General features: G+C 49.6%; 25 protein-coding genes and 1 pseudogene. 10 read left to right on the top strand and 16 right to left on the bottom strand.

What is annotated here, in order from left to right; translation table 11 throughout:
- Window positions 1-116 precede the first annotated feature (116 nt).
- The 5 genes and pseudogenes from MCON_RS10510 to MCON_RS10495 form a co-directional block, all read right to left on the bottom strand.
- Window positions 117-632, bottom strand: a complete 516-nt coding sequence (locus tag MCON_RS10510; protein WP_232844279.1) for a hypothetical protein — start codon at window positions 630-632, stop codon at window positions 117-119.
- A 392-nt stretch (window positions 633-1,024) separates the two neighbouring features.
- Window positions 1,025-1,941: pseudogene (locus tag MCON_RS10505) on the bottom strand (helix-turn-helix domain-containing protein).
- A gap of 420 nt (window positions 1,942-2,361) precedes the next feature.
- Window positions 2,362-2,781, bottom strand: coding sequence for a hypothetical protein (locus MCON_RS10500; RefSeq protein WP_157863787.1), 420 nt, complete (start codon window positions 2,779-2,781; stop codon window positions 2,362-2,364).
- Window positions 2,732-3,046: a hypothetical protein gene (locus MCON_RS16290; protein ID WP_013719948.1), complete on the bottom strand. Its 315-nt coding sequence runs from the start codon at window positions 3,044-3,046 to the stop codon at window positions 2,732-2,734. The genes MCON_RS10500 and MCON_RS16290 overlap by 50 nt, the downstream gene beginning before the upstream one ends.
- 247 nt (window positions 3,047-3,293) lie before the next feature.
- On the bottom strand, window positions 3,294-4,730 hold the full coding sequence (locus MCON_RS10495; protein ID WP_157863786.1) for a transposase: 1,437 nt from the start codon (window positions 4,728-4,730) through the stop codon (window positions 3,294-3,296).
- 260 nt (window positions 4,731-4,990) lie between these two features.
- Here MCON_RS10495 and MCON_RS10490 point away from each other — a divergent pair, with 260 nt between their 5' ends.
- The 3 genes from MCON_RS10490 (at window position 4,991) to pyrF (ending at window position 6,558) form a co-directional block, all read left to right on the top strand.
- The gene (locus MCON_RS10490; RefSeq protein ID WP_232844278.1) at window positions 4,991-5,344 is read left to right on the top strand and encodes a hypothetical protein; all 354 of its coding nucleotides are present in this window, start codon (window positions 4,991-4,993) and stop codon (window positions 5,342-5,344) included.
- A 97-nt stretch (window positions 5,345-5,441) separates the two neighbouring features.
- On the top strand, window positions 5,442-5,846 hold the full coding sequence (locus MCON_RS10485) for a hypothetical protein (protein WP_048132348.1): 405 nt from the start codon (window positions 5,442-5,444) through the stop codon (window positions 5,844-5,846).
- Between the two features lie 52 nt (window positions 5,847-5,898).
- Entirely contained in the window at window positions 5,899-6,558 is a 660-nt protein-coding gene (pyrF, locus tag MCON_RS10480; protein ID WP_013719944.1) for an orotidine-5'-phosphate decarboxylase, read from the top strand.
- A gap of 214 nt (window positions 6,559-6,772) precedes the next feature.
- On the opposite strand, the gene MCON_RS10475 is transcribed toward pyrF, so the two are convergent.
- The 5 genes from MCON_RS10475 to MCON_RS10455 all read right to left on the bottom strand — a co-directional run bounded on the left by MCON_RS10475 (window position 6,773) and on the right by MCON_RS10455 (window position 12,520).
- A complete protein-coding gene (locus tag MCON_RS10475) occupies window positions 6,773-8,914 on the bottom strand; it encodes a Tex family protein (protein WP_013719943.1) in 2,142 nt (713 codons plus the stop codon).
- 139 nt (window positions 8,915-9,053) lie between these two features.
- Complete coding sequence (locus MCON_RS10470; RefSeq protein ID WP_013719942.1) at window positions 9,054-9,248, bottom strand: cold-shock protein; 195 nt, start codon at window positions 9,246-9,248, stop codon at window positions 9,054-9,056.
- A gap of 174 nt (window positions 9,249-9,422) precedes the next feature.
- Complete coding sequence (locus MCON_RS10465; protein WP_013719941.1) at window positions 9,423-11,324, bottom strand: phosphoadenosine phosphosulfate reductase domain-containing protein; 1,902 nt, start codon at window positions 11,322-11,324, stop codon at window positions 9,423-9,425.
- A 225-nt stretch (window positions 11,325-11,549) separates the two neighbouring features.
- Window positions 11,550-11,981, bottom strand: a complete 432-nt coding sequence (locus MCON_RS10460) for a hypothetical protein (protein WP_157863785.1) — start codon at window positions 11,979-11,981, stop codon at window positions 11,550-11,552.
- A 119-nt stretch (window positions 11,982-12,100) separates the two neighbouring features.
- Window positions 12,101-12,520: a hypothetical protein gene (locus tag MCON_RS10455; protein WP_013719939.1), complete on the bottom strand. Its 420-nt coding sequence runs from the start codon at window positions 12,518-12,520 to the stop codon at window positions 12,101-12,103.
- A 101-nt stretch (window positions 12,521-12,621) separates the two neighbouring features.
- Between MCON_RS10455 and MCON_RS10450 the strand changes: the two genes are divergently transcribed.
- Entirely contained in the window at window positions 12,622-13,524 is a 903-nt protein-coding gene (locus MCON_RS10450) for an ArsA family ATPase (protein ID WP_013719938.1), read from the top strand.
- Window positions 13,525-13,601: 77 nt separating this feature from the next.
- On the opposite strand, the gene MCON_RS10445 is transcribed toward MCON_RS10450, so the two are convergent.
- The gene (locus MCON_RS10445) at window positions 13,602-15,761 is read right to left on the bottom strand and encodes a VIT domain-containing protein (RefSeq protein ID WP_052297568.1); all 2,160 of its coding nucleotides are present in this window, start codon (window positions 15,759-15,761) and stop codon (window positions 13,602-13,604) included.
- Between the two features lie 226 nt (window positions 15,762-15,987).
- Here MCON_RS10445 and MCON_RS10440 point away from each other — a divergent pair, with 226 nt between their 5' ends.
- The 5 genes from MCON_RS10440 (at window position 15,988) to moaA (ending at window position 19,539) form a co-directional block, all read left to right on the top strand.
- Window positions 15,988-16,932, top strand: coding sequence for a universal stress protein (locus MCON_RS10440; RefSeq protein ID WP_013719936.1), 945 nt, complete (start codon window positions 15,988-15,990; stop codon window positions 16,930-16,932).
- Between the two features lie 69 nt (window positions 16,933-17,001).
- Window positions 17,002-17,604: a DUF2284 domain-containing protein gene (locus tag MCON_RS10435; RefSeq protein ID WP_013719935.1), complete on the top strand. Its 603-nt coding sequence runs from the start codon at window positions 17,002-17,004 to the stop codon at window positions 17,602-17,604.
- Between the two features lie 102 nt (window positions 17,605-17,706).
- Window positions 17,707-18,087, top strand: coding sequence for an Hpt domain-containing protein (locus MCON_RS10430; protein ID WP_013719934.1), 381 nt, complete (start codon window positions 17,707-17,709; stop codon window positions 18,085-18,087).
- A gap of 53 nt (window positions 18,088-18,140) precedes the next feature.
- The gene (locus tag MCON_RS10425) at window positions 18,141-18,542 is read left to right on the top strand and encodes a hypothetical protein (protein WP_157863784.1); all 402 of its coding nucleotides are present in this window, start codon (window positions 18,141-18,143) and stop codon (window positions 18,540-18,542) included.
- A gap of 61 nt (window positions 18,543-18,603) precedes the next feature.
- Entirely contained in the window at window positions 18,604-19,539 is a 936-nt protein-coding gene (gene moaA / locus MCON_RS10420) for a GTP 3',8-cyclase MoaA (protein WP_048132343.1), read from the top strand.
- Between the two features lie 27 nt (window positions 19,540-19,566).
- On the opposite strand, the gene MCON_RS10415 is transcribed toward moaA, so the two are convergent.
- Window positions 19,567-20,475 (bottom strand): RNA-guided endonuclease InsQ/TnpB family protein, encoded by a 909-nt coding sequence (locus MCON_RS10415; RefSeq protein WP_013719931.1) that lies wholly within the window; start codon window positions 20,473-20,475, stop codon window positions 19,567-19,569.
- Window positions 20,476-20,516: 41 nt separating this feature from the next.
- Between MCON_RS10415 and MCON_RS10410 the strand changes: the two genes are divergently transcribed.
- Window positions 20,517-21,575, top strand: a complete 1,059-nt coding sequence (locus MCON_RS10410; RefSeq protein ID WP_013719930.1) for an IS5 family transposase — start codon at window positions 20,517-20,519, stop codon at window positions 21,573-21,575.
- A gap of 282 nt (window positions 21,576-21,857) precedes the next feature.
- Here the strand turns inward: MCON_RS10410 and tnpA are convergent, their stop codons facing one another.
- The 4 genes from tnpA to mmp10 form a co-directional block, all read right to left on the bottom strand.
- The gene (tnpA, locus tag MCON_RS10405; RefSeq protein ID WP_013719929.1) at window positions 21,858-22,322 is read right to left on the bottom strand and encodes an IS200/IS605 family transposase; all 465 of its coding nucleotides are present in this window, start codon (window positions 22,320-22,322) and stop codon (window positions 21,858-21,860) included.
- A 200-nt stretch (window positions 22,323-22,522) separates the two neighbouring features.
- On the bottom strand, window positions 22,523-22,978 hold the full coding sequence (locus MCON_RS10400) for a DUF2124 domain-containing protein (protein ID WP_013719928.1): 456 nt from the start codon (window positions 22,976-22,978) through the stop codon (window positions 22,523-22,525).
- Between the two features lie 102 nt (window positions 22,979-23,080).
- Window positions 23,081-24,250 carry a TIGR04083 family peptide-modifying radical SAM enzyme gene (locus tag MCON_RS10395; RefSeq protein WP_013719927.1) on the bottom strand — a complete coding sequence of 390 codons (1,170 nt, stop codon included), beginning with the start codon at window positions 24,248-24,250 and terminating at the stop codon, window positions 23,081-23,083.
- Window positions 24,251-24,273: 23 nt separating this feature from the next.
- A complete protein-coding gene (gene mmp10, locus MCON_RS10390) occupies window positions 24,274-25,497 on the bottom strand; it encodes a methyl coenzyme M reductase-arginine methyltransferase Mmp10 (protein WP_048133196.1) in 1,224 nt (407 codons plus the stop codon).
- Between the last annotated feature and the right edge of the window lie 16 nt (window positions 25,498-25,513).

Raw genomic sequence — 25,513 nt, 5'->3', positions numbered from 1 at the left:
GATCTCATCCAGCGATTCCCCGGAGAACAGTCGGATGGCATCCTGCAGATAAAGATTGCATCCATCCTCGTCCGCGAGCCTTCAGCTCCCTCACAGCGCCGCCTCCAGATACTTGCCTATAATATCTCTTGGATGACCTGAAGTCTGGCAGTTTTACTCTCTCCTCTCGAATATACCTTCAACTCACGCATTATAAAGGCCACAATTTCATCAGATTCCGTGCTGCAAATAATAATATAATTATACAAATCAATTGCACCAACGTAAATTTTTGCAGGTGGATAACGATCAGATATAACTATGTAGCCGCTATATGGTTTTGATACAAATGACGGGTTTAGACTCTGAAAATTATTTAGAAATTCCTCGGCATTAGTGTACGTTAAATTGATATTCTCAAAACCCGAATAAAATTTCATGAGCAGGTTCATAGCATTCGCGTTCATAAAGTCTTCAATGCTAATATTAAGATCTTCAGGTTGTTTAGGAGTATGAGTAGCCCTACGTAAAATTATATAGGTACTCTCGCCCTCGTTCCAAGACCACTCTAAGGTATCTGGGCCGCTCACTTCAGCATCTAAAGGTGGCGAATAGGTGCCCGTATCGATTGTATAGTTTTTCAGGTCGAACATCTTTGACGCTGCTGGTATTGTAGCCACTAACAGGCATGCAATAGCGAAAATCAAATATTTGGATCGCATAGTTCTTAACCTCTTCCTGACTTGGTGATAGAGATAGCTGACTAACCTTTTAAATATTCGCAAATTGCTTATACGTTATGTGGACCTTTTCGGTAACGTTTCCTGTTGGGGGTGTCCTTCTCGATTTCCAAGTAGTATCGGGTTGCCTGTAAGTGCTCGCATTTCCTTCTGCAATAGACGAAATCATGACACGTGCAAGTTATGCAGCTTGGTGTTGCTTTGACCTTGTAGAAGCACTTTCCGGTTTGGGATTTTGCCTGTGTAGTCCTGAAATTATTTCGCGCCCGACCTAGTTTTATAGTGTTTAAATTATTCATATAATTTCACAACCCAAACAGTCTATGGCCAATTGCGAAATAAGCTTCCAAAGGCATTTTTCGCCTGAAAGCCCTTTCTGGAGTCTCCAAGCTTTGGAAATTCAAGCTTCCATGAGTTTTATCGTTATACCAAGTGATAAACTCGTCGAATGAATGAAAAGCAGACCTGCGCTTGACGTATTCTCCGAAAAACCGTTCTAGCTTTCCGTTTGTCTGAGGATGCTTCACTCTGGCTAATATGGGCTTGATTCCATATTTTTTGAGGTGATCTTTGAATTCGCTGTTCCAGCTTCCGTCGTCGTGGATTCTGTGGGCTCCAAACTCGCTTCTATGATCGAGCATCAGCTCCCTCAGGGGACAGAGCCACCAGAATTTGTCTACCAGTTGATCGATTATCAGCATGCTGTTCTCTGTATTGATCTCGGTAAACTCCCCACCAGCCAGCACCATCCTGGATGCATCATCCAGAATTACGCAAACCTTGACACCAGTCCCATCCCATTCATGCCAGTCAATATGCCCCGCTGACATGCTTTGCTTTCGTTCATAACGAACCCACTTCCGGCGCTTCTGTTTCTTTAGATCTTCCTGGGCCAGACCTGCTGCCTTCAGGTACATGTGTATGCGATTATGTGATATGCAGATCTTAAATTGTTCCGGATCACAGTCTCCAGCATGCGCGCTCCAAAGCGGTAGCGAGCATGAGCTGCTCTGATGACCTCTGTCTCTTTCTCAGTGAAGGGTTTGCGGGTGCGACCAACTTTTTCGCCTAAGACAGGTTCTTGCCCGGTCTTCTTGTATTCTTTAATGATCTGCTGGACTCTCCTTTGTGAGACCTTGACATCCCGCGCAATCTCTTTTGTGGGCACCCTTTTGCGGTTTTGACGAAGAATATAGCGAACCTTCGTCTTGTTCAATTTCATATCTTGGACTATGCGTCCAAGCTTAGATGATAGGCGAAATAATTTCGGGACTCTACAGTTTGGGATTTTGCCCTGAAAGATTGATCGCTGACCTTTTTAACGTTGCCGTTCTCGGCTATCGCCTTTCCTTTGATTTCGCGGGAATCTGGTGCCGTTTGCATACCATAGTGTATACCACTCTAAATTTTTTATGTTTATGTACTATTGTGTACACGATAGTATTATTTACCAATATCGATATACGTAGCATGGCAAGTCAAGCGAAGGTCAAGCTTTGCGGCAGAAAATCGCGACATAGCATAAATCTGCCAAGCGATTTTGTGAAGGAAGTGCTTTTCCGTTTAAGATCTGTGATGTTTTAATGGCGAGGATGGAAGGCAAGATGGCAATTATCGAAAAATCTACGACAATCTGATCTGATTAGATTTCATCAGATTCAGGTTCGTTTTCCGAATCTGATTCAATGCCAAATTTCTTTTCTAAATGATTGAGGTACCTAATTACGCTATCCTTAGAAGCGGTTATATCGTTGCGTTGCTTATAAGCATATATTGAACATGGGATAAAACCTAAGAAAAAAACCGCACAAATCGCCCAAGACAAAAGTTTGCCGGGATATCCAAGAATGACAATATCATCTGTGAATGAATGCACCCCAAAAAAAGCCGTGATTGAAATTCCGAGAAAGAAAGTCGCAAGTGTTAGATGAATTTGTTCTAGCGGGCAAATATCATCGATTAAATCCTTTAAATGGTCCCAATCGTGCGAGGAAATTTCATACTCTAACTGTTCATCGCTTCTCGCTAATACCAGTCTTTGAGGAGGTACATCCAGCTTCATTTGATGCCTTCGCTTCGCCTTCTTTGTATATTCCAGAAACCATTGCATTCATTAAGATAGTATATCCACAATTTAAGCATATTATCTCAACAAGGGGAGTAATTTTCAAATTTTTTAATTCTTTATACTTTATTTCTCTCAATTCATATATGTTATCTGGAATGGCCCAATTTTGTTCCTTGCATATTGGACAAGCCTGCGGCTCCATCCATTTCTGATTGATGAACTCAACAAATTTTTTCTTTTTATCTAAACTGAGTTTCATCTCATGCCATCCACGTCTTTTTATTCGAGTAGTATCTCAAGTAGTTAATAGATTATTCGGTCAAACTTGCAGATAATGCATACGTTGCGCATTTCTTTCCTACATTGATATATATTTTTAATTGTTAATCCAAATTTCTTATAAATAGATATGATAAATTCATCTATATGATATATCATTTTCGTGCATAATTCAGTTCTTGTGCAAAGCCCCAAGAGGCAGAACGTATTTAGCTCCTAAACTCCGCCTACGTGGGGAATATGTTTAGCCCAAGTTTAGCTTCAATATCTCTAATTTTCTTAGGAACTTCCATTATTTTCCCATGTTCTCCAAAATCAATATGATATACTTTGCTGAACTTAAAGAGTAAGTCGTCAGGTGTCATTTTTTTATTTGCCCCAGCCTTCTTTAATAGCAATTCGAGTTTGCAGTAGGCATAAAGAGATAAAAATGCTATAAACACATGTCCAAAGACGCTTTCATCATCATGCAAATATAACCTATCAGCTGATAATGTTGATTTATAGGTGTCAAACATCTTCTCAACACTTTCTCTTCTCTTAAATAATTCATAGGCTTCTTTTTCATTCATTTTTCGATTAGATATGATGAGAATACGCCCTGATTTTTTCATCTCCTCGTGAAGTTCTACCTTTGTGATCCTACCTGCATCCAGTTTATCATAAAGGGTATCGCGCTCTTCAAGCATCAGGACTTGATCCTCGAAGAGATAGAGATATTTGTTTCCTAGCTTCTTGCATCCGCATCTTATCAATCGCTTATGATAGCGAAAATGTTCATTAAGATGAATGCGTTCCTCATAGTAGTGGCTATTTCTTCTTGCAGGAATTAGATATGATATCTCCAATTTATCAAGGAAATTAAATATCTCTTCTGAGAAGAATCCTCTATCAAGAATCAATACCTTGCCACGAATATCGAGTTCAAGAAGTGAGTTGCTTAACGTCTTAATATCTTTAACACTGCCGGGGAGAGGTCTTATCATCGTCGGCAATCCTGTATCAGCGCTACAAAGCAGAACAATATTGATTTGAGGGATATAAATTCGGTCCTTATTGTAGCCCTTTTCGGCCAAGCTTATACTCACCGACCGCGAAAAAACATAGCTCAGATCATAAACAAGCTGTTCACTCCGGTCAAGAAGCGTCCTAAAAACAACACATTGACCATCGCGATTTGTTCCAACCTCATGCAACATCTTAGAAAGATTTTTTGGTTTGAGGTTAGGATTAATTGATTCTATATTATAATATTTCTCCCACGCACTTTCAGCTCTTTTTAACGGAACGTTTCCAGTGACTCGCAATTTTGATAGAGCGTAAACTTCTTCCCAATTTCCAGGAAAAGCTCTTATCAATAATGGTTTTAAGTCTTTTAAGGACTCCTGAAGCAAGATAGAGTTTCCGTACTCGGTAACATTACGCACATCTGTCGATTGCGCCTCTGATCTCTGGCTTTCTTGGTTTTCATGAGATTCTACCATCCCCCTTTCGCGATCAAGTCGTCCCAGATATTTTGAAGTCTTTATTGCTTTCTTGATATTTTTATCCCAATGAGTAGTTGAATGATAAACATAATATTTCGTTCCTCGCTGTTTTATCTCAAGGCACTTAACTCCCAAACTTCTTTGCTCTTTAATCCAGTCAACTACCCAAGATTCCATATTCGTCATATGGGGAATATTAGTAGATAAAAATATCGCTAAAACAGTGATCTGTCAATTAAGAACCAGTCTAAAAAGGCAGACCTATTCCCCAATGGGCAGAGTTAAGGTTAGCTATCTTTAAAGACTATAAGATTGCTGCAAATCGCCAAGAGATTCGATAGCTGTATACCGAGAAACTTGATACAATAACTATTTAATTCTGGTCTGCAATTAGTATTTTATGGATAAAGGTGAAGATAATGAAGCATCCTGACCGCGTGTTCTCGTTTAAGGAGCTTGAAAGCGAGGACGATCTGGTTGAGGCCATGACCAATCACCATTGGCCCATTTGCTATGGTTTTTATTACAGTAATCATCTCTATCTGGGCGATGGAGACAGTGAGAGCGATCCCGAATATGCCGTAACCACCGTCGACAAGACTGAGGGCCATCATGGAGTCCATGGACGCGAGGTGGGCAGGATCAAGCCTAAGGGTATGTCTGCAGATCAGGTGCGCACGTTCATCCAGGAGATTACCGAAGGCAACTACACCAGCGAGAATCCGATCCGAGTCGAGGTTGAGCCGATCTGGCATCACAGCTGCACCTTCTGTCGGCTGGAAGAGGATTGAGAATCGCCGAAATCTGTACTCTGATCACGAGAAATTTGCCCAGCGACAGGCGCATGGGCAATGGGCAATGCGCATTTGCCCTCTACAGGATTTCTTTATGCCGGAAAATATCTTGCCAGTTACTCCCAAAAAGGAGATCACCATAATCAGAGCTGGCAGCTATTGGGCCTTCAAACATTTCTTTGAGGATAAGGAGATCTTTCAAGAGCTTGCCGATTACTATGACAAGGATGGGTTTCGTTTCATCCTCAAGACTCCCGGCGAGAGGAACCTGGTCGCAAAGATCCTGGAGAGAAGGGGATTTTCGGTTAAGGTAATTGAGAGCTCCCGTGGTTATGTGGTGAAATTGAGCCGCAAGAGCAGATATTCCTGGGTGCTGAAGAACTCTCTCGCCCGAATTGAGACTGCTGAGTGGCGCATTTTCCTGATGAAGGACAAAGAATCGGTAAAGGAGGCCCTAAAGCTGGGTGCTATGCTGGTAGAGGTGGATGTACAATTTTGATTTAGCATGAAAGGAAATAAATACTAGAGAATATTTAGGGATATGAATTAAAATGAATAAAAAGAACTCTTTGATCCTGGCGCTGGACGTGCTCTCCCGGGATAAAGCCCTGGAGCTAACCGAGCAGCTCGTTGATCACTTCGATGCCATCAAGGTCGGCTATCCACTCATCCTCCATGCCGGCCTGGGGATAGTGGAGGAGATCAGCTCCATCTCCCCGGTCATCGCCGACCTGAAGATCGCTGATACTCCCAATACCAACCGCCTGATATGCGAAGCGGTGCTGGGTGCAGGCGCCGACGCCATAATCGCCCAGGCCTTTCCTGGAAAGGACTCCCTGGTCGCCTGTGCTGATTGCGCTGAGAGCTTTGGCGCCGACCTGTTTGTGGTCACGGAGATGAGCCACCCCGGTGCAGAGCAGTTCATGGCCCCACTGGCGGAGAGGATGGCCCGGCTGGCAGTGGAGTCAGGAGCCAGCGGCGTCGTAGCCCCCGCCACCCGCCCGGAGAGGATAAGGATGATCCGCTCGATAATCGGAGACAAGCTCATCATCTCCCCCGGGGTAGGAGCTCAGGGTGGCTCAGCCGGAGAGGCTCTGCAGGCGGGAGCGGACTATCTGATTGTGGGAAGGTCGGTCTATGGGAGCGCAGATCCCGTGGCTCAGGCAAAAGAGCTTGCTGCCCAGGTGGAGCAGTCAAGAAGATCCAATTAGCTGCCTGATGAGCTCAAAATACGGAGAATCTTCTTTGGCTCTTCGCTGAATTATGGGGGTGAGTTCAGGCAGAGAATATGGCCTCTGTTCCTCTGTGACTCTGTGGTTGGGTCAGAGCATAGCGGTTCACCACATAGGCATGGAGACGCAGAGAATTTGCGATTCAGTTCACCCATGCAAATAACGAGGAGCCTCTTCCTTTTTGCCAGATTTATCATTTCATGGAAAGGGATATCCTCTTTCTCTCCAGGTCCACATCCAGTACCTTCACCATGACCTTCTGCCGAACCCTCACCACGTCCCCCGGCACCGGGACATAACTTTTGGCAAGCTCGCTTTTGTGCACCAGGCCATCCTGATGCACACCCACATCCACGAAAGCTCCAAAGGATGTGACATTGGTCACAATGCCGGGAACGCTCATTCCCACCAGCAGGTCGCCGATCTCGTTTATGCCCGGGGCAAAGCTGAAGGCCTCGTACTCCCGGCGCGGATCTCTCCCCGGCCGGAAGAGCTCATTTAATATGTCCTGAAGGGTGCAGAGGCCGACGCCCCCCTCCTGGTTCATGTAGTCCTCCAGACTCAGTCCCGACAAAAGCCTCTCGTTCTCCACCAGCTCGCTGATAGAGACCCCGAGATCCTTTGCCATTCTCTCCACAATCGGATATCTCTCGGGATGCACGGCCGTGCGATCCAGCGGATTGTCCCCATCGTGAATGCGCAGAAATCCCGCCGCCTGCTCGAAGGCCTTCGGCCCCAGGCGGGGGACCGCCAGCAGATCCCGGCGGGAGCGGAATGGTCCGTGCTCATTTCTGTATCTCACCACTGCCTCTGCCAGCTTCGGCCCCAGGCCGGAGACCCGGGCCAAAAGCTCAATGCTCGCGGCATTGACATCCACGCCCACCTGATTCACGCAGGCCGCAACCACATCGTCTAAAGAGCGGCCAAGGCTTGATGGGTCCACGTCATGCTGGTACTGGCCGACACCAATAGCCTGGGGCTCGATCTTGACCAGCTCTGCCAGAGGATCCTGCAGTCGCCTGCCTATGGAGACAGCACCACGCACCGTGGCATCCTGATCTGGAAACTCGCTCCGCGCTCTTGCAGAGGTGGAATAGACTGAGGCTCCCGACTCATTGACAGGAACTATCGATATGCTTCGAGGCAGATTGAGCCTGCGCAGAAATGATTCCGTCTCCCTACCAGCAGTGCCATTGCCCACTGCGATCACCTCCACATCATTTTCCTGGCAGATCCTGGCCACCTTTGATCCCGCCTCTCGGGTCTTATTATGAGGCTCATGAGGGTATATCACATCGCTCTTGATCAGCCGGCCCAGTGGGTCGAGAACCACCAGCTTGCAGCCGGTGCGAAAACCCGGATCTACCGCCAGGACGCATCTTCTGCCCAGGGGTGGCTCTAAGAGAAGCTGGCGGAGGTTATCGGCAAAGATCTCTATCGCCTTCTCCTCCGCCCGCTGACGGGCTATAGATATCGTCTCCGTCTCAAGGGACGGGGCAAGAAGCCTGCGAAAAGAGTCCTGGGCGGCAGCCATGACCATGCCGGATGCCGGGCCGTCCCCCTTAATGAATATCTCCTCCAAGACCGCCAGGGCGTCATCTTCGTTCACCGCCAGGCGCAAGCTGAACACCCCCCTCTTGGCCCCTCGGAGGGCGGCCAGCAGACGGTGGGAACTCATGCGGGCAATGGGCTCGGAAAGCTCCAGATAGTCCCTGAACTTGCCCTCCTCCGGATGAGCATTCCCGGCCTTCGCCCGGCTCTCGAGGACGCCCGCGGACCAGAAGAGGGATCTCAATTCAGATCGGGCCCTAATATCCTCGCTGATACATTCGGCTATTATGTCCATAGCCCCCTGGATAGCCTCATAGACCGATGATACGCCCTTTTCGGGATCGATATAGAGGGCAGCCTCCTCTTCAGGATCGCGTTCTCTCTCATCCTGAGCGAGGATGATCCGGGCCAGGGTCTCCAGGCCGCGCTCTTTGGCCACCATAGCCCGGGTTCGTCTCTTGGGCCGGAAGGGAAGATAGATGTCCTCCAGCTCCGCCAAGCTTACAGCCTTCGATAGCTTCTCCTCGATCTCGGCGGTCAGCTGATTCTGTCTGGCCAAAGAGCGAATGATTGCTATTCTCCTTTCATCCATCAGTCTGGATCGGTTGAGGCTGTCGCGGATCTTGCCTATGGCTACCTCATCCAGATCTCCCGTGGCCTCTTTCCGGTACCGGGCGATGAACGGCAGGGTCGCGCCGCTATCAAGAAGCTCCGAAACAGCCCCGACCGCCCTCCGGTCGAGCGATAGCTCTGAAGCTATCCTTTCAATGTGACGATCAAGCATATCGAGCTCCATCCAGGAGGGCGGAGATCAAATAGGCTATGCTCTATGCAAATCATAAATCAGAGAAAGGGGAAATCTGGGCCGGTTTCCCAGCCCATGAGAAAATGTGCTTTTATGAGATGTGCGCGATAATTTTGGATTACTCTTTTGTGACTCTGTCTGCCTTGGGGCCTTTCTCGCCTTCAACTACCTCGAAGCTGACCTTGTCACCCTCAGTTATGGTGACATCCGGCATGAGGCCGGTTGCATGAACGAAATAATCCTTACCGTCGTCGCCTGCAATGAATCCAAATCTCTTGGTTCTATTGAAGAATTTTACTGTTCCGGATACCATTCTGATTCCTCAGTGTGGTATTCTTGCTATTAATCGAATATTTAAATCTACTGGCAGAAGAAGCCCATGAAGATATAGACCTGGCAGCCTTTTCGCAGATCTTTCCTCTCAGCATGCGCTTGGCCCGGCAACCCTTTCATCGAGATCTCGATTGCTCCGCACCTGCGCCCAGCCTCAGCTGGCACCCAAGCCTTTCCAGATCTTCTTCGCCTCATCTATTGCTATGCATCCCCGGTCGCATTTCCCGCAATGATTGCACCTCTCCTGGTTTACAACAATGGTATCTTCCAGGGTGATCGCCCCTCTGCTGCAGTTTCTAATGCAGATTCCGCATTTAGTGCACATCTGCGCCCGAAGTATGACTTCCACCACCTTCTGCAGAAGCTCTTCCGCCTCCTCTCTTCCGGCGATGATCATGATATGGCCGTTAGCAAAGACCGTTGCCCTTCCTTTATCAGTCTTCAGCAATGCGGCTCCCATATCCTCCTCATACTTCGCCTCACCCAGCATACCCAGAGCATTGGCCACACTGGAGAAAGGATGATTCTGGGGTGAGTTCAAGATGGCCTCAATGGAATACTCCAGGCCACATGGGGATCTGCCCCTCACCGCCTGAAGGGAGATCTCCTTTTTCATGCTGCCCTGAGAAGTTAGACCGATACCATAAGAGTCGGCCATCTCGGTGATCTTGGGAGGATGCTTTCGCCAACGCCAAAATCCCCAATCGACATATCTCTCATCAAGATCGTTCTTTCCTCTCCAATCATGGAGGAAGGAGTTCCAGCGGCTGTAGAGATTGGGGTGGCTCTCTTTTAGGCGGGAGAATTCAGACTGCAGAGATGCCGGGCAGAGCCAGCAGCCTATTCGTTCATAGTCCTCATCATAAAGAGGGTTGAGCACCTCACCATTCCAGTGGATGTAGAGCATGACCTCCAGGGCTCTCCAGTTGCGGATGGGTGAGAGCATGGTCTGGCCGGGAACATAGGGGTTCCTCTCCACTGCCTTTATGGAGGAGCGATTGAAGGACTCGTAGACTCTGCGTCCCTCAATGGTCACGCACCCTCTGGGATATTGCCCGGCCAAAAAGGAGGTCATCGGTCCAAGCTTATTGGTTTTGCAGCACCAGCGATAGTCTTTGGCAGGAGGGCCGAAGCTCTCAGCCTGCTTGAAAAAGTCGCTATCCCCTCTGATCTCATGCAGCCTGAGCTTATTGTTTGAGCAGAGCTTTTGCACATACTCCACGGTCTCGGGAAACTCCAAGCCCGTATTGATAAAGAGGACATCAATTCTGGGCATCAGCTTTCTGGCCAGAATGAGCGAGGCCAGGCTGTCTTTCCCCCCGCTGAACGATATGTTCACTGGAAGCCTGGTCCGGGAGAGATATTCCCTTATCTCGGCCATTGCTTCCCTCTCCAGGCGCTTCAGGTGCTCCGCATTGGCCTGGATGGTATCCTTCAATGTGGTTGGTCTGTCGCTCAGGACGAAGTCCCTCTGAGTTACATCCTTGATCCTGATTGCCTGGGCCTCATCTTTCCTGCGCACGGTTCCCACGCCGGAGAACTTCCCGATCCTCAAGACGAGGCTATCTCCTTCTTCTAAAGATGGGGGCAGGCTTACGATCTGATCCCTGGCCAGCCACTTGCCTTTTATGTGGCCCTTCAATATGGTGTCATGACAGACAACCAGGTTCTTCTTCGCCCTTTCTTTAAGCAGTGCAGCGCCAGCGATCTCCAGGTCCAGCCTGTGCTGATCTAGAGTGATATCAAACCAGAGGGTGGCAATATGTCGGCCCTCAAGTATCACCTGATCCCTCCGGTCCATTCCGGCGATCTTGTTGAGCAGGATCAGCCTGTCATCCAGGAAATCTGCTGCACCCCAGTTCTGCAGGAATAGCTCTCTGAGCAGGTCCTTTCCCCGGCGAGAGCAAAGGCGGACGTCGCCTGGGGGAGATAGGGGGATTCTGAAGCCTGAACGATGGCAGAGGGAACAGTCTTCCGATAAAAGAGGAAGGTTACATTTCCTGCACCAGAAGAGCTCACTTGTGCCCGGAGAGAATGATCTTTTGCGGTCTTGCATGGATTTCTGCAAGGTTTTCAGCTGCAGGTATTTAACCTATCGGATTGACAGGAATTATCCGAGAATGCGAGGTCGTCCTGGGAGGACGATGTCTGCTTCATAAAAGCTGCGCTATCTTAGAATGAGTGGCTCAGGACTTTTTTCCTCGGGCCCTTCACCAAATCCTGAGCCTGCGTTATCTCTGCCTTAAGATAGTTATCAGGCAGCTTTTTCTCTGATGGCTTTTTAAATCTGCGGCCATTTTGGCATATTGGGATCATCCCTATACCAGAAAGCACCGTACCAGGCATCAACACCCAGATGCTTGTAATCCCAGGGCATCAGCTGCTTGTACAGCTCTTCACTAGGGCTGGGACACGTGGGACATTCAGGTGTTGGATATATGGGTGTGGGATATGTCGGACACTGCGGACAGATCTGGCATGATTGATAATAACTTGTTGCCTTAAATGGGGAAACTATTGTGTTTTTCGCTGTGCTTCCGATGATTTCCAGGTCTATATCTCCACGGCCATCGGCCACAACCTTCGTATCCTCCACATTGCTTCCCACAATATCCACGACCACTGATCCTGGGCCGCCAAAGGCCATGGCGCTTGATGCCATCAGAATCAGCATTGCTGCCAGTATAGAATACCTCAACTCATTCCCCTCCATTGGACATAATATTTAATGGATGTTTTATATATACTGAAAGTAGAAAAGCTTTTCGGCTGGCGGAAGAGACCTCTAACCGCCTGCCAGCCAGAGAGGCTTTTTTCCATCTTTCTTTGCCATCAGCCAGAGACGCCATTTCCCTGGCCCAGAGAGACTGGCTCTTGATCCATGGTTCCCGTATTCCAGTTGATCATGGGCTTATTGTAGCGGGTGGGAATATAAGAACTCCAAGGATAGCATAAAGGCCTTCTGAAGTCGTCCCATGGCGTGGTATAGATCTTCGGCTCACCGCATGCGCCGCATTCATAGCAATAGCGGCACTGTGATTGTAAATCTTTAGCCAGAGCCCCTACCTGGATATTACTGGTGGTGCTTCCTATTACATCCAGCGCAACCGGAACGCCATCCAGCGATATGAACGTGGTGTTATTCACATTGCTCCCAACGATATCCAGGCTCGCTGTCCTCCCGTCGCTGATACCTTGCGCCCAGCTAATGGACAGAATGAACACTGCAGTTAATATTAGTTGCTTCCTCATCCTTTCGCCCCCTTTTATAATTAATTTCATTAAAATGTCTTGAAAGTAGAAAAACCTTTTTATTAGCAAACAATTAAATCCACCCCCGATCAGTACAGGCCATGAAGCTCATTTATGTAGCAGGCAAGGGCGGCGTGGGAAAGAGCGTATGTTCTGCAGCGACAGGCATATGGGCCTCTGAAAAGGGCTTAGAGACCCTTGTCTTCTCCATGGATCCCGCTCATTCTCTCTCTGATATCTTCGATATAGACCTGGGAAGCCAGCCGAATAAGATCAAAGAGCATCTATTTGCATATGAGCCAGACCTTGCCGAGGAGTCACGCAGCTTCTTTCGCAGATATAAGAACATGATCACTGCGCTTTTCGGCCTCTTCGAGGTGGAGGTGAAGCCGGAGGACTTTGCCAGCATGCCTGGCGTCTCCGAGCTGATATTCATGGACAAGCTAAATGACATCTACGTCCAGAAGAAGTACGATCTGGTGGTCATAGACTCTGCGCCCACGGCCATGGTCCTCCCTCTGCTCCAGCTGCCCTCCATAACCACCGGATTTGTCACCAAGGTGCTGGGGATCAGAAACAAATGGATTGGGGTTCTCAATATGCTTGAATCGGGATTTGGGGATTCCATACTAAAAGAGGTGAGAGCCATGCGGCTGAAGGCTGAGACCATGAGAAATGCGCTTACCGATCCCAAGACCGCGAGCATCACCGTTGTGACCATCCCGGAGAAGGCGGCAGTGGAGGAGAGCAGACGGCTGATTGAGACGGTACAGTCGCATGGAGTGAACGTCTCCGCCATTGTCATAAACCATGTGATTGGAGAATGCCCCTGCCAATTCTGCCAGGAGAAGATGGCCTCTCAGACCTCCTACATCCAGGATATCCGGAATCGCTACCATGATAAGGATATTGTAATTCTGCCCGACTACGGCGGAGAGGTGAAGGGTGATAGGCTGAACCGGGTGGCAGAGGACCTCTATGTAAAGGGGCAGATGGAGATATAAAGGAAAAAATTGGAAAAATCCGGGCCGGGCGAGCAGATATCTCCCGACCCTCCGGTTCGCTCATTTTTCTTGTTGCTCTAACCAGAACCCGAGTCGTCTTCGGCCACCGTCTCATAGGCCTGGCCCTCATGTACCACTATCACCCTCTCACCCAGGGCGAAGTAGCTTCCCAGAACCGGCACTTGGGAGATCAGATCGAAGTACTCCTCGCCCAGGAATGCCACCTTCTTCGTCTTCATGGAGCGGTCAAATGTGGTGTCTATCCAGGTGTCATTTTTCAAGAGGAAGGTCTTGCTGCCCACATTCTTCAACACCTCTGAGACCCGCACCATCTTACTGGTTCCATCAATCCCAGTAGAGACGGACATATTAACTGGCACCGCTGCCCCCACTGGTGCGGCGCTCAATGACTTCTGATAGACGGCTTTCTCTACAGCAGCTTCCCCAAATGCAGGCTCAGCTGCTGCCGCAGCCATTTCCTCCTCGAAGTCTGAAATTGCCTCCTCTCTACCCTTGTCGCTGAAGATGTCCTTCTCCTGCACCAGGAAGGAGGTGTAAGGAGTGATTATGCCGTAGCGGGTGCTAAGGGAGACGATGGAGTCTATCCACTCCTGCTTCTCCCCGTAAAGCCGGATCTGAGTGAGATAGTATCCTACCGCCCGGGTGGCCCAGAGACGGGGTATGAAGTCGTCGCCGCCCTCTTTCCGGAAGCTGAGATCCTCATAGGTATAGCTTCTCTCTTCCTGGTTGACCATTCCCTTCAGGGTGATTTTCGCCGGTCCGCCTTCTCTGTACCTTCCAAGCATGATGAGCTGAGAGCCGGCGAAAAGGTCCGGGATCCTCTGGGGATAGACCTGATCGACTATGATATCGCCCCAGTCTAAGGAGAGGTCGGAGAGGACGGGCATCTTCACCTTGCGGTAGAAGGCGCTGACCTCCTCATCGATCTCTTCCCCTGGACGGACATAGGTGCTCGCACCGCCGTTGTCCATAGAGATCTGGTCAAGCAGGTCGGTGTCCACATCGTCGCCCACCCCAAAGCTGAAGATGCGCACATTATCCGGTGCCTCTCGCGCTACATTGTCAAGTATTGCTCCTGTCACCGTCACTCCCTCGGTGGGCAGGCCATCGGTGAGAAAGATGAGGGTGGTGGGGCGGACTTCTTCCGCCAGGCCCACCGCCTCGATCATCGCCCGGTTGATATCCGTCGATCCCATGGCCTCCAGGCGGTCTAAGAAATCCTTTCCCTTATCTGCCTGGGCGGCGGGCTCGAGACTGGGGCTGAAAGATCTGGTGGTAGTGGCAAAGGAGACGATAGCAAACCGATCCAGAGGATTGAGGTGATCCAGGACATATCTGGCAGCCTCCTTGGCCTGGTCCATCTTCTCGCCTTGCATGCTGCCCGAGGTGTCCAGGACTAGAATTATATCCTTGACCACTATCTCCTCTTCGTTTACCTTTACATCCGGTGCTGCCAGGAGGAGGAAGAAACCGTCTTGGCCCTCCTCTTTAAAGCTGAGCAGGTTCAGGCCGATCTTCTCGCTGCTGATGGTGTAGAAGAGCTCGAAGTCCCTGTCCGGCAGGACATCCGATTGCTCCAGTCCCAGAAGGGCATGGTAGTCATCCTCCCTATCTATGGAGACCTCATGGCGAGAGGAATAGACGGCCTTCAGCGGTTCTCGCGACTCGATCTGGGCCCTGACGACCAGATCTTCCAGCGGCCGGGAGGAGAAACGTTCTGTGCTCAAGGGATAGATGTAATGAACCAGGCCGTTTTCCACCGGCAGGATCTGGCTATACTCCAGCTCAATCTTGCGCTCTTCTCCTGGGGGGATGGGAAACACTGAGGCCTTGAGGGCCTTTCTGCCCACATACTCGAGCAGTGCCGGGTCTTTCATCCTCCGCACTACATCATCATATATTGTCCGGGCCTCATCAGCTTCCAGGATCTCGCCGTGCACTGCCTTTCCATCCACCCACATCACAAAATCGCTCACCGCAGCGCCCTCTGGCAGGGGAAATATGTAGGTTCCCTCAGCAGTCCATGGATTGTCATTGACGAAGACCTGATCCACCCGGGTGGTGGCCACCTGGTCCTTTATCTGGATGTCCACATGATGGTACTTGATGGCCAGAGACTGGTCTAGACGCACGTCCACTCCAGGTGGCGGATCGACGATGATGATTCCATCCGCTCCTGCGGGGCTCATCAGGCCTGAAGATATGGCAATTATCATTAGCAAGATGTATTTCCACATAATCCCACACTCGATATCAGCCCAAAAGAGCCGATAGATCTTAACAAATTATAATGCGTCATTGGTATAAATAGATCTTATCCTCATCATGGCCCTTGCCATCGTCGTTTGATTGATCCAAGACATATCGCCATTTTGATATATTTTGACGAAGACAGATTCATGAACAATTTCTGAGTAGAGAATAGGCGAGGGGTGAGAGAAAATGTTTGAAAAAGTTCTGATTCCGACCGACTTCTCCAGGTACTCCAGCAAGATGGCCGAATATGTAACGGAGATCCCTGGGACCAGAGAGGTAGTGCTTCTCAATGTCCTGGATGCCAGCAATCCCAAGCTCCTGGAGAAGAGCGGATGGAGCTATGACGCCATCATAAGCGAGGCGGCTTTTCGGCTCAATGAAGAGGCAAAGCTGCTCGCTAGTATTACCTGCAAAAATGAGGTTTCTCTCATGGTGAAGCCCATCCTGAAGGTGATAGTGGAGCCCATGAGTGGGGCGGATGGGATAAATCTCAATCCTCCGGAGCCCAGGCAGGATGCGGATTTTGTTTACGGAGGAACTGTGGGCGATGCCATTCAGAAGACGGCATGGGAGGAGAATGTATCCCTGATAATCATGGGAGCAGAAGGTAAGGGAATGCTGGAGGGGATACTGCTCGGAAGCGTATCCACAGAGGTGCTGCGCCAGGGTGAGACCGATCTATTAATCATCCGCCACAAAATGCTGGAAAAAGGTAAAGAGGCAAATATGGAGAGGTTCTGCCCAGATATCTTCTCCAGGATTCTGGTCACAACTGACCTCTCGGCGGCAGCAGAGGATGCCATAGTACTGGCAGGGGAACTGGAGGGAACAAAAGAGATCCTTCTGGCCCATGTAATATCCAAAGAAGAGGAGTTTGGCAGAGCGGCAGAAAAGCTTAATCTGATGCGTCAGGATCTGGAGCAGCCGGGAAGAATGGTCACAGTCCATATCCTCAAGGGCAAGCCTGCCGATCAGATTCTGGAACTTGCCAAAAAGCATGATGTTTCGCTTCTGATCTTCAGCTCCCAGGGGAAGGGCTGGATCAAGCAGATGAGATTGGGCAGCACCTCATTCGATGTCGCCCGGCGATCGGATAGGCCGGTGCTGGTGGTCCGGCAAAAGACGGGCTGAGCCGGGCGCGGATAACGGATAGGTGAATAGAGAAAGGGGCAATGCAAATAAAGAACGGAGGCAGATCTTATGAATGATGAGGATCTGGACAGCATTCTCTTTGAGCTGCAATCGATCCATCCGGATATCCGTCCCATCTCCACCGATCTTATAGTTGTGGCGGATTGGGTGAGGCTGAAGTGCAGATACGGCTGCCGGGCCTATGGAAAGCACCTTTGCTGCCCGCCCTTTGCTCCATCTCCAGAGGAGATGAGAAGGGTCGTATCTGAGTACAAGACGGCTATTTTGGCCAGGTTCCTGGCGGAACCGGGACCGGGAAACGACCCCAGGCACATCCACCATTACCTCTGGGACTCCATTAATAATCTGCATGATACCGTCTACCAGTTGGAAACCAGGGCATTTCTATTGGGTTATTACAAAGCTCTGGGCTTTTATGCCCTGCCCTGCACCCTATGCGAGACATGTGTAGGTGAGGAGATGCAAGAGAGTGGGGAGAAGATGAATCCCCTGGACGTTCTCAAGTGCCGGCATAAGGACAGGATGAGGCCCTCCATGGAGGGTTGCGGGGTGGATGTGTTCAAGACCCTGGAGAATGCCGGATACAGTCCCCAGGTGATCAGGTCTTATTCGGAGAGGGTTGTTCTCTTTGGGATGGTGCTGCTGGATTGATTCTCAGCCAGGAATTCACAATTCAATATTCTGAAAGAAGATAAGAATAAATAGTAAGAAATACGCAAACACGCATCTAATAGATTGCAAGGATGGGCTGAAATGACAGAAGGATATGAAGTCTCTGGCAATGCACTGGATCGATCGGTGCTTGCCAGCCTCAGGGAGCTGCAGGATGATGGCGATCCTGATATTGTTGCTGAGGTGGGTGGCCTCTTCCTGGAGCATTCACCGCAAAAGATTGCAGCGATCCTGAAGGCGGTGGAGAACGGTGATGCAAAAGAGCTGCAGACCGCCGCCCACAGCCTGAAGTCCAGCAGCGCTTATGTGGGGGCGATGCGCCTTTCGGAGCTGAGCCGGGAGCTGGAGATAATGGGCCGCTCCCAGGTGATGGATGGAGCAGAAGAGAAGGCTGAAAAGCTTAACCGGGAGTATAAGCAGGTCATGATGGAGCTTGATGCAGAGATCCAAAGGTCGAATTGAAAGAGGCAAAACGCAATATGCATATGCTTATTTCAATATACACCTGATAAAGGATGATCCGGATGGAGTATCGCTTTGACAACTACATCCTGAAGGCTTTTCTTGCTTCGGGACTGCTGGCAGTGGTGATGATGGCCCTAGCTCTGGGGCTGATCCAGCTCTTCCGCTACGGGCCTGGCCTGCCAGCATCCATAACCCTTATCCTGGCGGCGATCGCTTTTGTCCTCTCTGCCTCGTTCTTCGAGCGCTACGAGGTGGGGTCCATCATGTGGTCCATGTTGGTCTCCATCATCGCCACCCTGATCTTGGCCCTTCTCTCCGGGGGAATAATCTATGCCTTCTCCGAGAACAGCCATCCCTGGGAGGAGTTGCTCAGTGGCTTTGCTATCTGCATAATAATAGCCATGACCCTGCTCAGCTATCTCAAGCGCAGCCTGGGCGAGATAGAATACTAAAATATATAATAAACCTTGCAGAAGAGAGTTCTAATACTAGCAACATAATTACCTGCTTGTAATGGCCGGTCAAATGGTGGACTCTTATGGCCGCAAAGTCACAGGCATACGAATCGCTCTCACCCCTCGATGCAATTTGAAGTGCATCTACTGCCATCACGAGGGAGAGCTGCTGCCTGGTGGCGAGATTCCAGGAGATATGGTGGTGAGCATTGCCAAAGCGGCAGCGGAGCTTGGGATGCGCTCTGTGAAGCTCACCGGCGGAGAGCCTCTGCTGAGAAAGGACCTCGATCTTATCATTGCCCGTATTCCCCAGAGCCTGGATATATCCATAACCACCAATGGCATCCTGCTTGCCGAGCGGGCGGAGGCTCTGGCCCGGGCTGGTCTGGACAGGGTGAATGTCAGCTTGGACTCCCTCCAGCCGAACAGGTATTGCCAGATCACCGGGGGAAGTCCAGGGGATCTGGAGAAGGTGCTGGCGGGGATTGATGCCTCAAGAGAGGCCGATCTCTTGCCCATCAAGCTGAATTTTGTGGTTTTGAAGAGGAATGAGTCGGAGGTCCCGGAGATGATCGATTTCTGCCGCCGGAGGGGGCTTATCTTGCAGTTGATTGAGCTCCTGGACATTCAAGGCCAGGGAATATCCGGAGACATTGAGGGGATCGAGAGGAGCCTTGCTGCCAGGGCGGATTCCATCCTAATCCGTGAGATGCACAGAAGGAAGAAGTATTTCCTGGATGGAGCAGAGGTGGAGGTGGTCAGGCCGATGGACAACACCGAGTTTTGCGCCCATTGCACTCGGCTGAGGGTGACCTCGGATGGTAAGATCAAGCCCTGCTTGCTAAGAAGCGACAATCTGGTCAAGATCGATAGCTGCGACCCGGAGAGGGTCAAGGAACTGCTGCGGGTGGCGAACTCGAGGAGAGAGCCCTACTTCGGCAAGGTCTGCCGATCGGTGGCAGATGCCACTTTTATCGAATCGAAGATATTATAGTCAAATGGCAAAATGGGTCTCTGTAAACTACTCCGGCCTAAAGACCGGAGCTTTCAGTAGCCCTGAAAGGACTGCCTTGATACTTGGAAGTCCTTCCGAGCCTCCAGGCCGGTCTACATAGCGGCCCAAGAAAGCTATATTCTTAGCACCATTGAAATCAGCATCGCCAGACCAACCACACACAGGACACTTGAAGCTCTTGCCATTCCTGATTCCATGCTCACCGCACTGATGGCACGTCTGGCTGGTGTATGCGGGGTCCACCAGAACCAGAGGAACACCCGCCGCGAGAGCCTTATAGCCAAGGAACTCCTTAAGCTGGTAGAAGGCCCAACCATTGACTTTTCGTCTATGGTTTTTTCCTGCTTTCTGGTTGACGCCTTCTCTAATTCCGGTTAGATCTTCCAGAGCTATCTTTGCAGGAATCTCCTGGGCTCTGGTCACAATGGCTTTGCTGATTTCGTGGTTGATCTGCCGTTGGTAGCGTGCTTCTTTGCCTGATAGTCGTTGCTGAAGCTCTCGGCATCTTCGCCTTGAACTCCTTGTACCTTTCACGGCTTTCTGTTGAAGAACAGCACGCATAGACGCATAATGATTCTTGATTAGCTTGATAGTCTTTCCGCCAAACTTCTGGCCTTCGGAGGTCACAGCTATATCAGTTATACCAAGATCGACACCTAGAACTGTATCAACATGTATCTGCTCCGGTGCTTCGCTTTTAACCTGGATGTTGATATAGTATTCAGATCCTTTCTTACAAAGCGTTGCGCTTGTCGGTTTAGAATCCTTGAGTCTGGTTCGCTGATAGTCGCCTAGAACCAACTTGATTCGTTGTCTCGATCTAAGAAGAGTCACGCTGACTTCTTCGTCTTTCTCTCTTAAAGCAAAGATCCTAGTATCATAATCTATACTGGAGGGTTTCGAAAAACTAATCAATCGAAATGTTTATATACTATTAATATCATAATATTTGATGTATGAGGACGCTCATAGATTTTGCCATGCGAGAAGAATATTCTCGGGTTAAAGCTCTCGGCGATGATCTCTCCGATATTAACTCTTTAATCAATTGGGATCGATTCAGATTTTTAGAACCATTGATCTATAAGAATAAAACTAGCCATGGAGGTCGTCCAAACATTGATATTGTAATTATGGTGAAGGCACTTGTACTTCAGAGTTGGTTTGGTTTATCAGACCCAGAACTGGAACGCCAAGTTACGGACAGAATCTCATTTCGAATTTTTCTTGGCACCACAGAAGTGATTCCAGATTTCAGCACAGTTTGGCTATTTCGCGAGCGACTGATCGAATGTGGCAGATACGAGGATCTTTGGAAAGAGCTCCAGAATCAGCTTGATGAGAAAGGATTTGCCGTAAAGAAGGGCACAATTCAGGATGCTACTTTCATAACATCTGATCCAGGGCAAAAGAGGAATAAAAAAGATCAGAAAGACCAAGATAAAAAGGATCCCAATTTAGAAGCCATCAAGGCGAGACCGACTCCTGATTTTGATAAAGACTTGCTCAATATTTCTAATAATATCGTTAGCAGCAATGCCAAACCAAAGAGACTTGATGATGGTCCAATAAATGAGGGGACTTGGGCAAAAAAGGGCAGCAAATCATTTTTCGGTTATAAGGGCCATATTCTAATCGATACCGAGTACCATCTTATCCGAAAAATCGAGACAACAACAGCATCTCTTCATGATAGTCAGGTGGACCTTGGAATCAATGGATTACCACGTTACGCCGATAAAGGATATAGCGGTGCCAAGACACAAGGATACGATGCTGCGATGAAAAAAGCTGCAAGAGGTCATAAGCTGGGAATCAAAGACATTCTGAGAAATAAAAGGATCAGTAGAAAGCGATCGCAAATCGAAAGATGTTTTGCGGTTATGAAACGAGCCCATAATGCAGGTCATGTTTCTGTAACGACTATCGCCAGAGCAGGGATAAAATTCATGATGAATTCAATCGTTTACAACATAGAGCAGTTGAAATATTTAGGGCGTGTTCCTTCAACATAGCGGAGGCTATGAAAGTGCACGAGAGAATAGAGAAAAAGCAAGGCAAAATGCAGAAAAAGAGGCTACATAATGGATGAATTGACCTAAAAACAACCATAAAGATTGAAAATATTAACGCAGGAATTTAAAGCTCTTCTAATTGGTGCTAAATCGAAACCCTCAAGGGGTAATTGCCCTGATTTTGGACTGTTTCATAGATTAAAAATCAAACTGCGCGCGGCCACCCCACCCTAAAGGGATGGGGTATGCTTCGGGCCGCGCGCACGCCCGGTTAGCTGGAGATCAGAAATCATCGAGCCTTCTTTGCCCGGATTCCCGCGATCTGCAAACTTTCGACTCTGCTTTTGGTTTTCCCTGAGATTCCTTAATATAGTGCTGTATTGTGTCAGCGGTCACATTTCCGACAGATCGAAAGAATTTGCCACTTGACCACAAGCTTCCGCCCCAATATCTTTTTTTCAATTCGGGATGAAGCTTGAACATTCTATATGAAATGCCTCCTTTCAAAAATTGAACGACTCTTGAAAGAGAATAGCTCAGGCGAAATTCCAGGAACAGGTGAACATGATCATCTACAATTTCCATTGCATGAATTTTATAGCCTTGCTCCATGCAAATTTTGCTGAGAACTAGCTCGCAATCCTTTTTAACTCGCTTATCATAGAATATCTTGTATCGATACTTTGGCACCAGTACGATGTGGTAGGTAATTTGACCATAGCCATGGCTGAAGCTGCGCAATTCCAACGCTTATCACATCCTAGCCATAGGTGGGTGGCACCACCTGTGGCTAAAGTGCCAAATACGATTTCATTTTAAAAGAAGCAACGGTTGATCGATATGAGTTAACGCAAAAAACGGACGAGGGTTCACTTCATCCCCAACCGGAAGGTTGGGGTATTCGTGACCCTCTGCACTCCCGATGTAATAAAATTATGGTCCCGTCGCTATCTGCAGGATATATCACCCTCGATGATTATGTTCATGACGCTATCGAACTTCAGAGCCTGGCACCAGCCAGCCTTTTCAAATATCGACATGAAACAGACGCCAATCAGCTTCTTGTATTTCATCTTGGCGAGAAAATCTGCCATCTCCTCGGCCTTCACTCCAATCTTGGGCATGGCCATTCCACCCAGAACAACCACGGCATCGGCCTCAAAGCTGCACTTCTCTCCCAACTCCATCCCCGATTCCGTGGCAACCAGCTTCCTGGCTTTTTCACTATCAAGGCCGGGAATGAAGGCCATCTCCTTTTCTCGCACTGGATAGCCCAGGAATAATGCAAAGGGAGTACAAAAACCAGGTGACCCCACGAAAATTATCTTCTGGTCATCCTTGACCAAATCCCTAAAACCGTTCAGCATTCCGCCCAGGCCCTTGACCTCTTGAATCTTCTCCATAATGATCGATTAATCAGTTTCCGCTCATGGGCAATAATGTTTTGGTACCCTGGGCAGCATCTGCTGCTTTTATGCTCGAATTGCCCTCAGGTTACCTCAAAATCATCTTCCGATCATCTTTTGCATCAATGACATGATCCCAGGCCGGCTGCTCCCGCTGCTTCCAGGACCCGTAGCCTCCAGCCCCATGGAGGCCATCATCTCCTTATTGAAGCGGTCGGAGATCTCATCGAATATCCTCTTATAAGCGATGCAGTGAGGATCGACTCCCATAATGATCCCATCTGTCGGAGCTATGGCATTGTAAGGGCAGCCCCCCCGGCAGTAGCGCAAGTGCTTGCAGCCCTTGCAGTTCACATCCACATACTCTTTGAACTGACGCATGCGCACTCCTGCGGGGGAGGCGGCCAGATCCGCCTGGCTGGGGCGGTCGCGAACGTTTCCCATGACGTATTCGGGCATTCCCACAAACCGATAGCATGGATAGATGCTCCCATCTGGGCCCACGGCAAAGGTATTCTCCATGCAGTCCACAAAGGTGCAGACGGTACCCCTTCCGGTGAATACGCACCTCGCGTAATCGTTGATGTTTCTAACCTCGATTCGATCCATATTCTCCAGGTATTTGTCCAGGAGATAGACCAACAGCTCGCCATACTCCTCTGGAGGAAGGGCCCATCGGTCTGGCTGGTCGCTGCGCAGCGATGGGAGGGCGGGGTGGAGCTTGAGGACCAGGCCGTTTTCCCGAAAGAAGTTGAATATCTCCTCTTTGAACTGCACTGAATAAGAGGTGAATGTGCAGATGAATTGCACCTGCAGGCCATGTTTTTTGGCCAGCTCATATCCGGCCATGGTCTTCTCATAGTATCCACTAGACCTTTGCAGGTCATTGAGTTCCTGAGGGCCGTCAAGGCTCGAGCCAATGGGAATCTCATGCTCTGCCAGGACCTCCGCCAGCTCTGGGGTCAAGAGCCACAGGTTCGTCTGCAGGGCGAAGTTGGGGCTGAGATGCTCAAGCTCTCTTTTGAGCATGGGAAGGGCAGCTCTGTAGTAATCCGCACCGGCAAGCAGCGGCTCTCCACCGTGAAACGTGAATGTAACCGGATCATCCCTAAAATCGCGCAACCATTCTACGATCTCCCCTACTGTCTCGATGGTCATTCTCGGGGATCCGACCTCGGAGCTCCAGCAGTAGCTGCACTTGGAGGGACAGCCTAGGGTGGGTATGATCATGACATGAAAAGGCCTCTTCTGTTTTCTCATCTTCTTCATCTATTTTTGCCCCCTCGCTTTGTTCAAATGCCCATGGCATTGATGGCCTCGATCAGCTCTCCGAATGCCTCGACCTCCAGCTCTAGGACTTCCTGGGCGTTCATGGAGATGCTCATCTCGCCGTCCACGGTGAGAGTATCTGGGCCCCGAATTATCATCCTTTCCCTGCCGTCTTTTGACAGGACGCTCTTGATCTCTTTCTCATGGGCCATGGTTCGACCGGGAATGATGACCGTGCCCATGACCTGGTCAAGATCAAGGCCTGAGAAGTCCTCAATGGTAATCAGGCAGCCGATGTCCTTTTCCACCGGCAGGATGCTTACTTTCTCTCCTCCCTCCATCTGACTGAAGATGCCCGTGAGCAAAGGAGCAGCCACCCGGCTGGTGATGATGCTCGCCCCTCTCCTCAGAGGGGGCAGGCGGGATATGATATCTGGATGCCTGGACAGAGCGAAGGGCGCGCCGGTGACCGGATCCCATAGAGGCGTTCCAGTTACCCGGAAGCTGTGCATCTCTGCAGTATGGGTGACCAGGTCTCTGAACTCCTCGATGGTATGAGGGATTATCCCTGGCATAATTGGTCCATTTCCCAGGATCAGGCCCTGATCACGGCGATTGGCAAACCTCATCAAGATCAGGCCTCGTGCTCCCATCTCCTCCAGGTCATTGCAGGTCTTCTCCAATTCATGACCGTCGTTTACGCCCGGAATTATGACTGCGGCGCAGTAGACCTCGCAGCTGTGGCAGAATGTCTTCAAATTTTCCAGGGCGACCTCAGGATGCTTGTCTCCCATATACTTGCGTCGAAGCTCGGGGTTGGTGGAGAAGACGGTGAAAGAGACCTCGTTCACTCCGGCATCGATAAGCTTTGCCGCATCGTCCTTATCCCGGAATCCCTTTCCGCTGGTGTAGCCAAGGCTAATGGGCACTATTCCCTGGCCCACCATCCTCGCCAGTGGTAGAAGGTCTGGGTAGCAGCTCAGGTCGCCACCCCCGCTGATGGTGACCTTGTCCGGCATGCTGCCCATGCACCTCTGAGCCACCTCGAACAAGACGTCGTTCATGGGCTTGAAGCCTGGATAGCCCTCCATGATGGCGCGGGCGCAGTAGTCACAGCCCTTCTTGAAGGGCATGCAGTTCTTGCAGCCGAATGGTGGCACCTTTTTTACCCCTTTAAAGTAGCAGTAGCTGCAAAATCCCCTGCAGTCCAGGCCTGGCCTTCCACCTACATCTGCGAGTACGTCCATTCCCATTTCGATCTGC

It is taken from the genome of Methanothrix soehngenii GP6 (assembly GCF_000204415.1).
In the GTDB taxonomy this organism is placed as follows: Archaea; Halobacteriota; Methanosarcinia; order Methanotrichales; family Methanotrichaceae; genus Methanothrix; species Methanothrix soehngenii.
Note: the sequence above shows the minus strand (reverse complement) of the source record. Positions and strands in the feature narration are given on the sequence as shown.

Bases quoted from the DNA above. Each gene is read 5' to 3' on its own strand.
- MCON_RS10445 (WP_052297568.1), bottom strand. From the start codon at position 15,761: ATGATAATTGCCATATCTTCAGGCCTGATGAGCCCCGCAGGAGCGGAT.
- MCON_RS10470 (WP_013719942.1), bottom strand. From the start codon at position 9,248: ATGGTATCCGGAACAGTAAAATTCTTCAATAGAACCAAGAGATTTGGA.
- MCON_RS10395 (WP_013719927.1), bottom strand. From the start codon at position 24,250: ATGAAGAAGATGAGAAAACAGAAGAGGCCTTTTCATGTCATGATCATA.
- MCON_RS10510 (WP_232844279.1), bottom strand. From the start codon at position 632: ATGTTCGACCTGAAAAACTATACAATCGATACGGGCACCTATTCGCCA.
- MCON_RS10460 (WP_157863785.1), bottom strand. From the start codon at position 11,981: ATGGAGGGGAATGAGTTGAGGTATTCTATACTGGCAGCAATGCTGATT.
- MCON_RS10400 (WP_013719928.1), bottom strand. From the start codon at position 22,978: ATGGAGAAGATTCAAGAGGTCAAGGGCCTGGGCGGAATGCTGAACGGT.
- MCON_RS16290 (WP_013719948.1), bottom strand. From the start codon at position 3,046: ATGAAACTCAGTTTAGATAAAAAGAAAAAATTTGTTGAGTTCATCAAT.
- MCON_RS10450 (WP_013719938.1), top strand. From the start codon at position 12,622: ATGAAGCTCATTTATGTAGCAGGCAAGGGCGGCGTGGGAAAGAGCGTA.
- MCON_RS10430 (WP_013719934.1), top strand. From the start codon at position 17,707: ATGACAGAAGGATATGAAGTCTCTGGCAATGCACTGGATCGATCGGTG.
- MCON_RS10455 (WP_013719939.1), bottom strand. From the start codon at position 12,520: ATGAGGAAGCAACTAATATTAACTGCAGTGTTCATTCTGTCCATTAGC.
- MCON_RS10435 (WP_013719935.1), top strand. From the start codon at position 17,002: ATGAATGATGAGGATCTGGACAGCATTCTCTTTGAGCTGCAATCGATC.
- pyrF (WP_013719944.1), top strand. From the start codon at position 5,899: ATGAATAAAAAGAACTCTTTGATCCTGGCGCTGGACGTGCTCTCCCGG.
- MCON_RS10425 (WP_157863784.1), top strand. From the start codon at position 18,141: ATGATCCGGATGGAGTATCGCTTTGACAACTACATCCTGAAGGCTTTT.
- MCON_RS10485 (WP_048132348.1), top strand. From the start codon at position 5,442: ATGCCGGAAAATATCTTGCCAGTTACTCCCAAAAAGGAGATCACCATA.
- MCON_RS10475 (WP_013719943.1), bottom strand. From the start codon at position 8,914: ATGCTTGATCGTCACATTGAAAGGATAGCTTCAGAGCTATCGCTCGAC.
- MCON_RS10500 (WP_157863787.1), bottom strand. From the start codon at position 2,781: ATGAAGCTGGATGTACCTCCTCAAAGACTGGTATTAGCGAGAAGCGAT.
- mmp10 (WP_048133196.1), bottom strand. From the start codon at position 25,497: ATGGACGTACTCGCAGATGTAGGTGGAAGGCCAGGCCTGGACTGCAGG.
- moaA (WP_048132343.1), top strand. From the start codon at position 18,604: ATGGCCGGTCAAATGGTGGACTCTTATGGCCGCAAAGTCACAGGCATA.
- MCON_RS10440 (WP_013719936.1), top strand. From the start codon at position 15,988: ATGTTTGAAAAAGTTCTGATTCCGACCGACTTCTCCAGGTACTCCAGC.
- MCON_RS10495 (WP_157863786.1), bottom strand. From the start codon at position 4,730: ATGGAATCTTGGGTAGTTGACTGGATTAAAGAGCAAAGAAGTTTGGGA.
- MCON_RS10465 (WP_013719941.1), bottom strand. From the start codon at position 11,324: ATGCAAGACCGCAAAAGATCATTCTCTCCGGGCACAAGTGAGCTCTTC.
- MCON_RS10410 (WP_013719930.1), top strand. From the start codon at position 20,517: ATGAGGACGCTCATAGATTTTGCCATGCGAGAAGAATATTCTCGGGTT.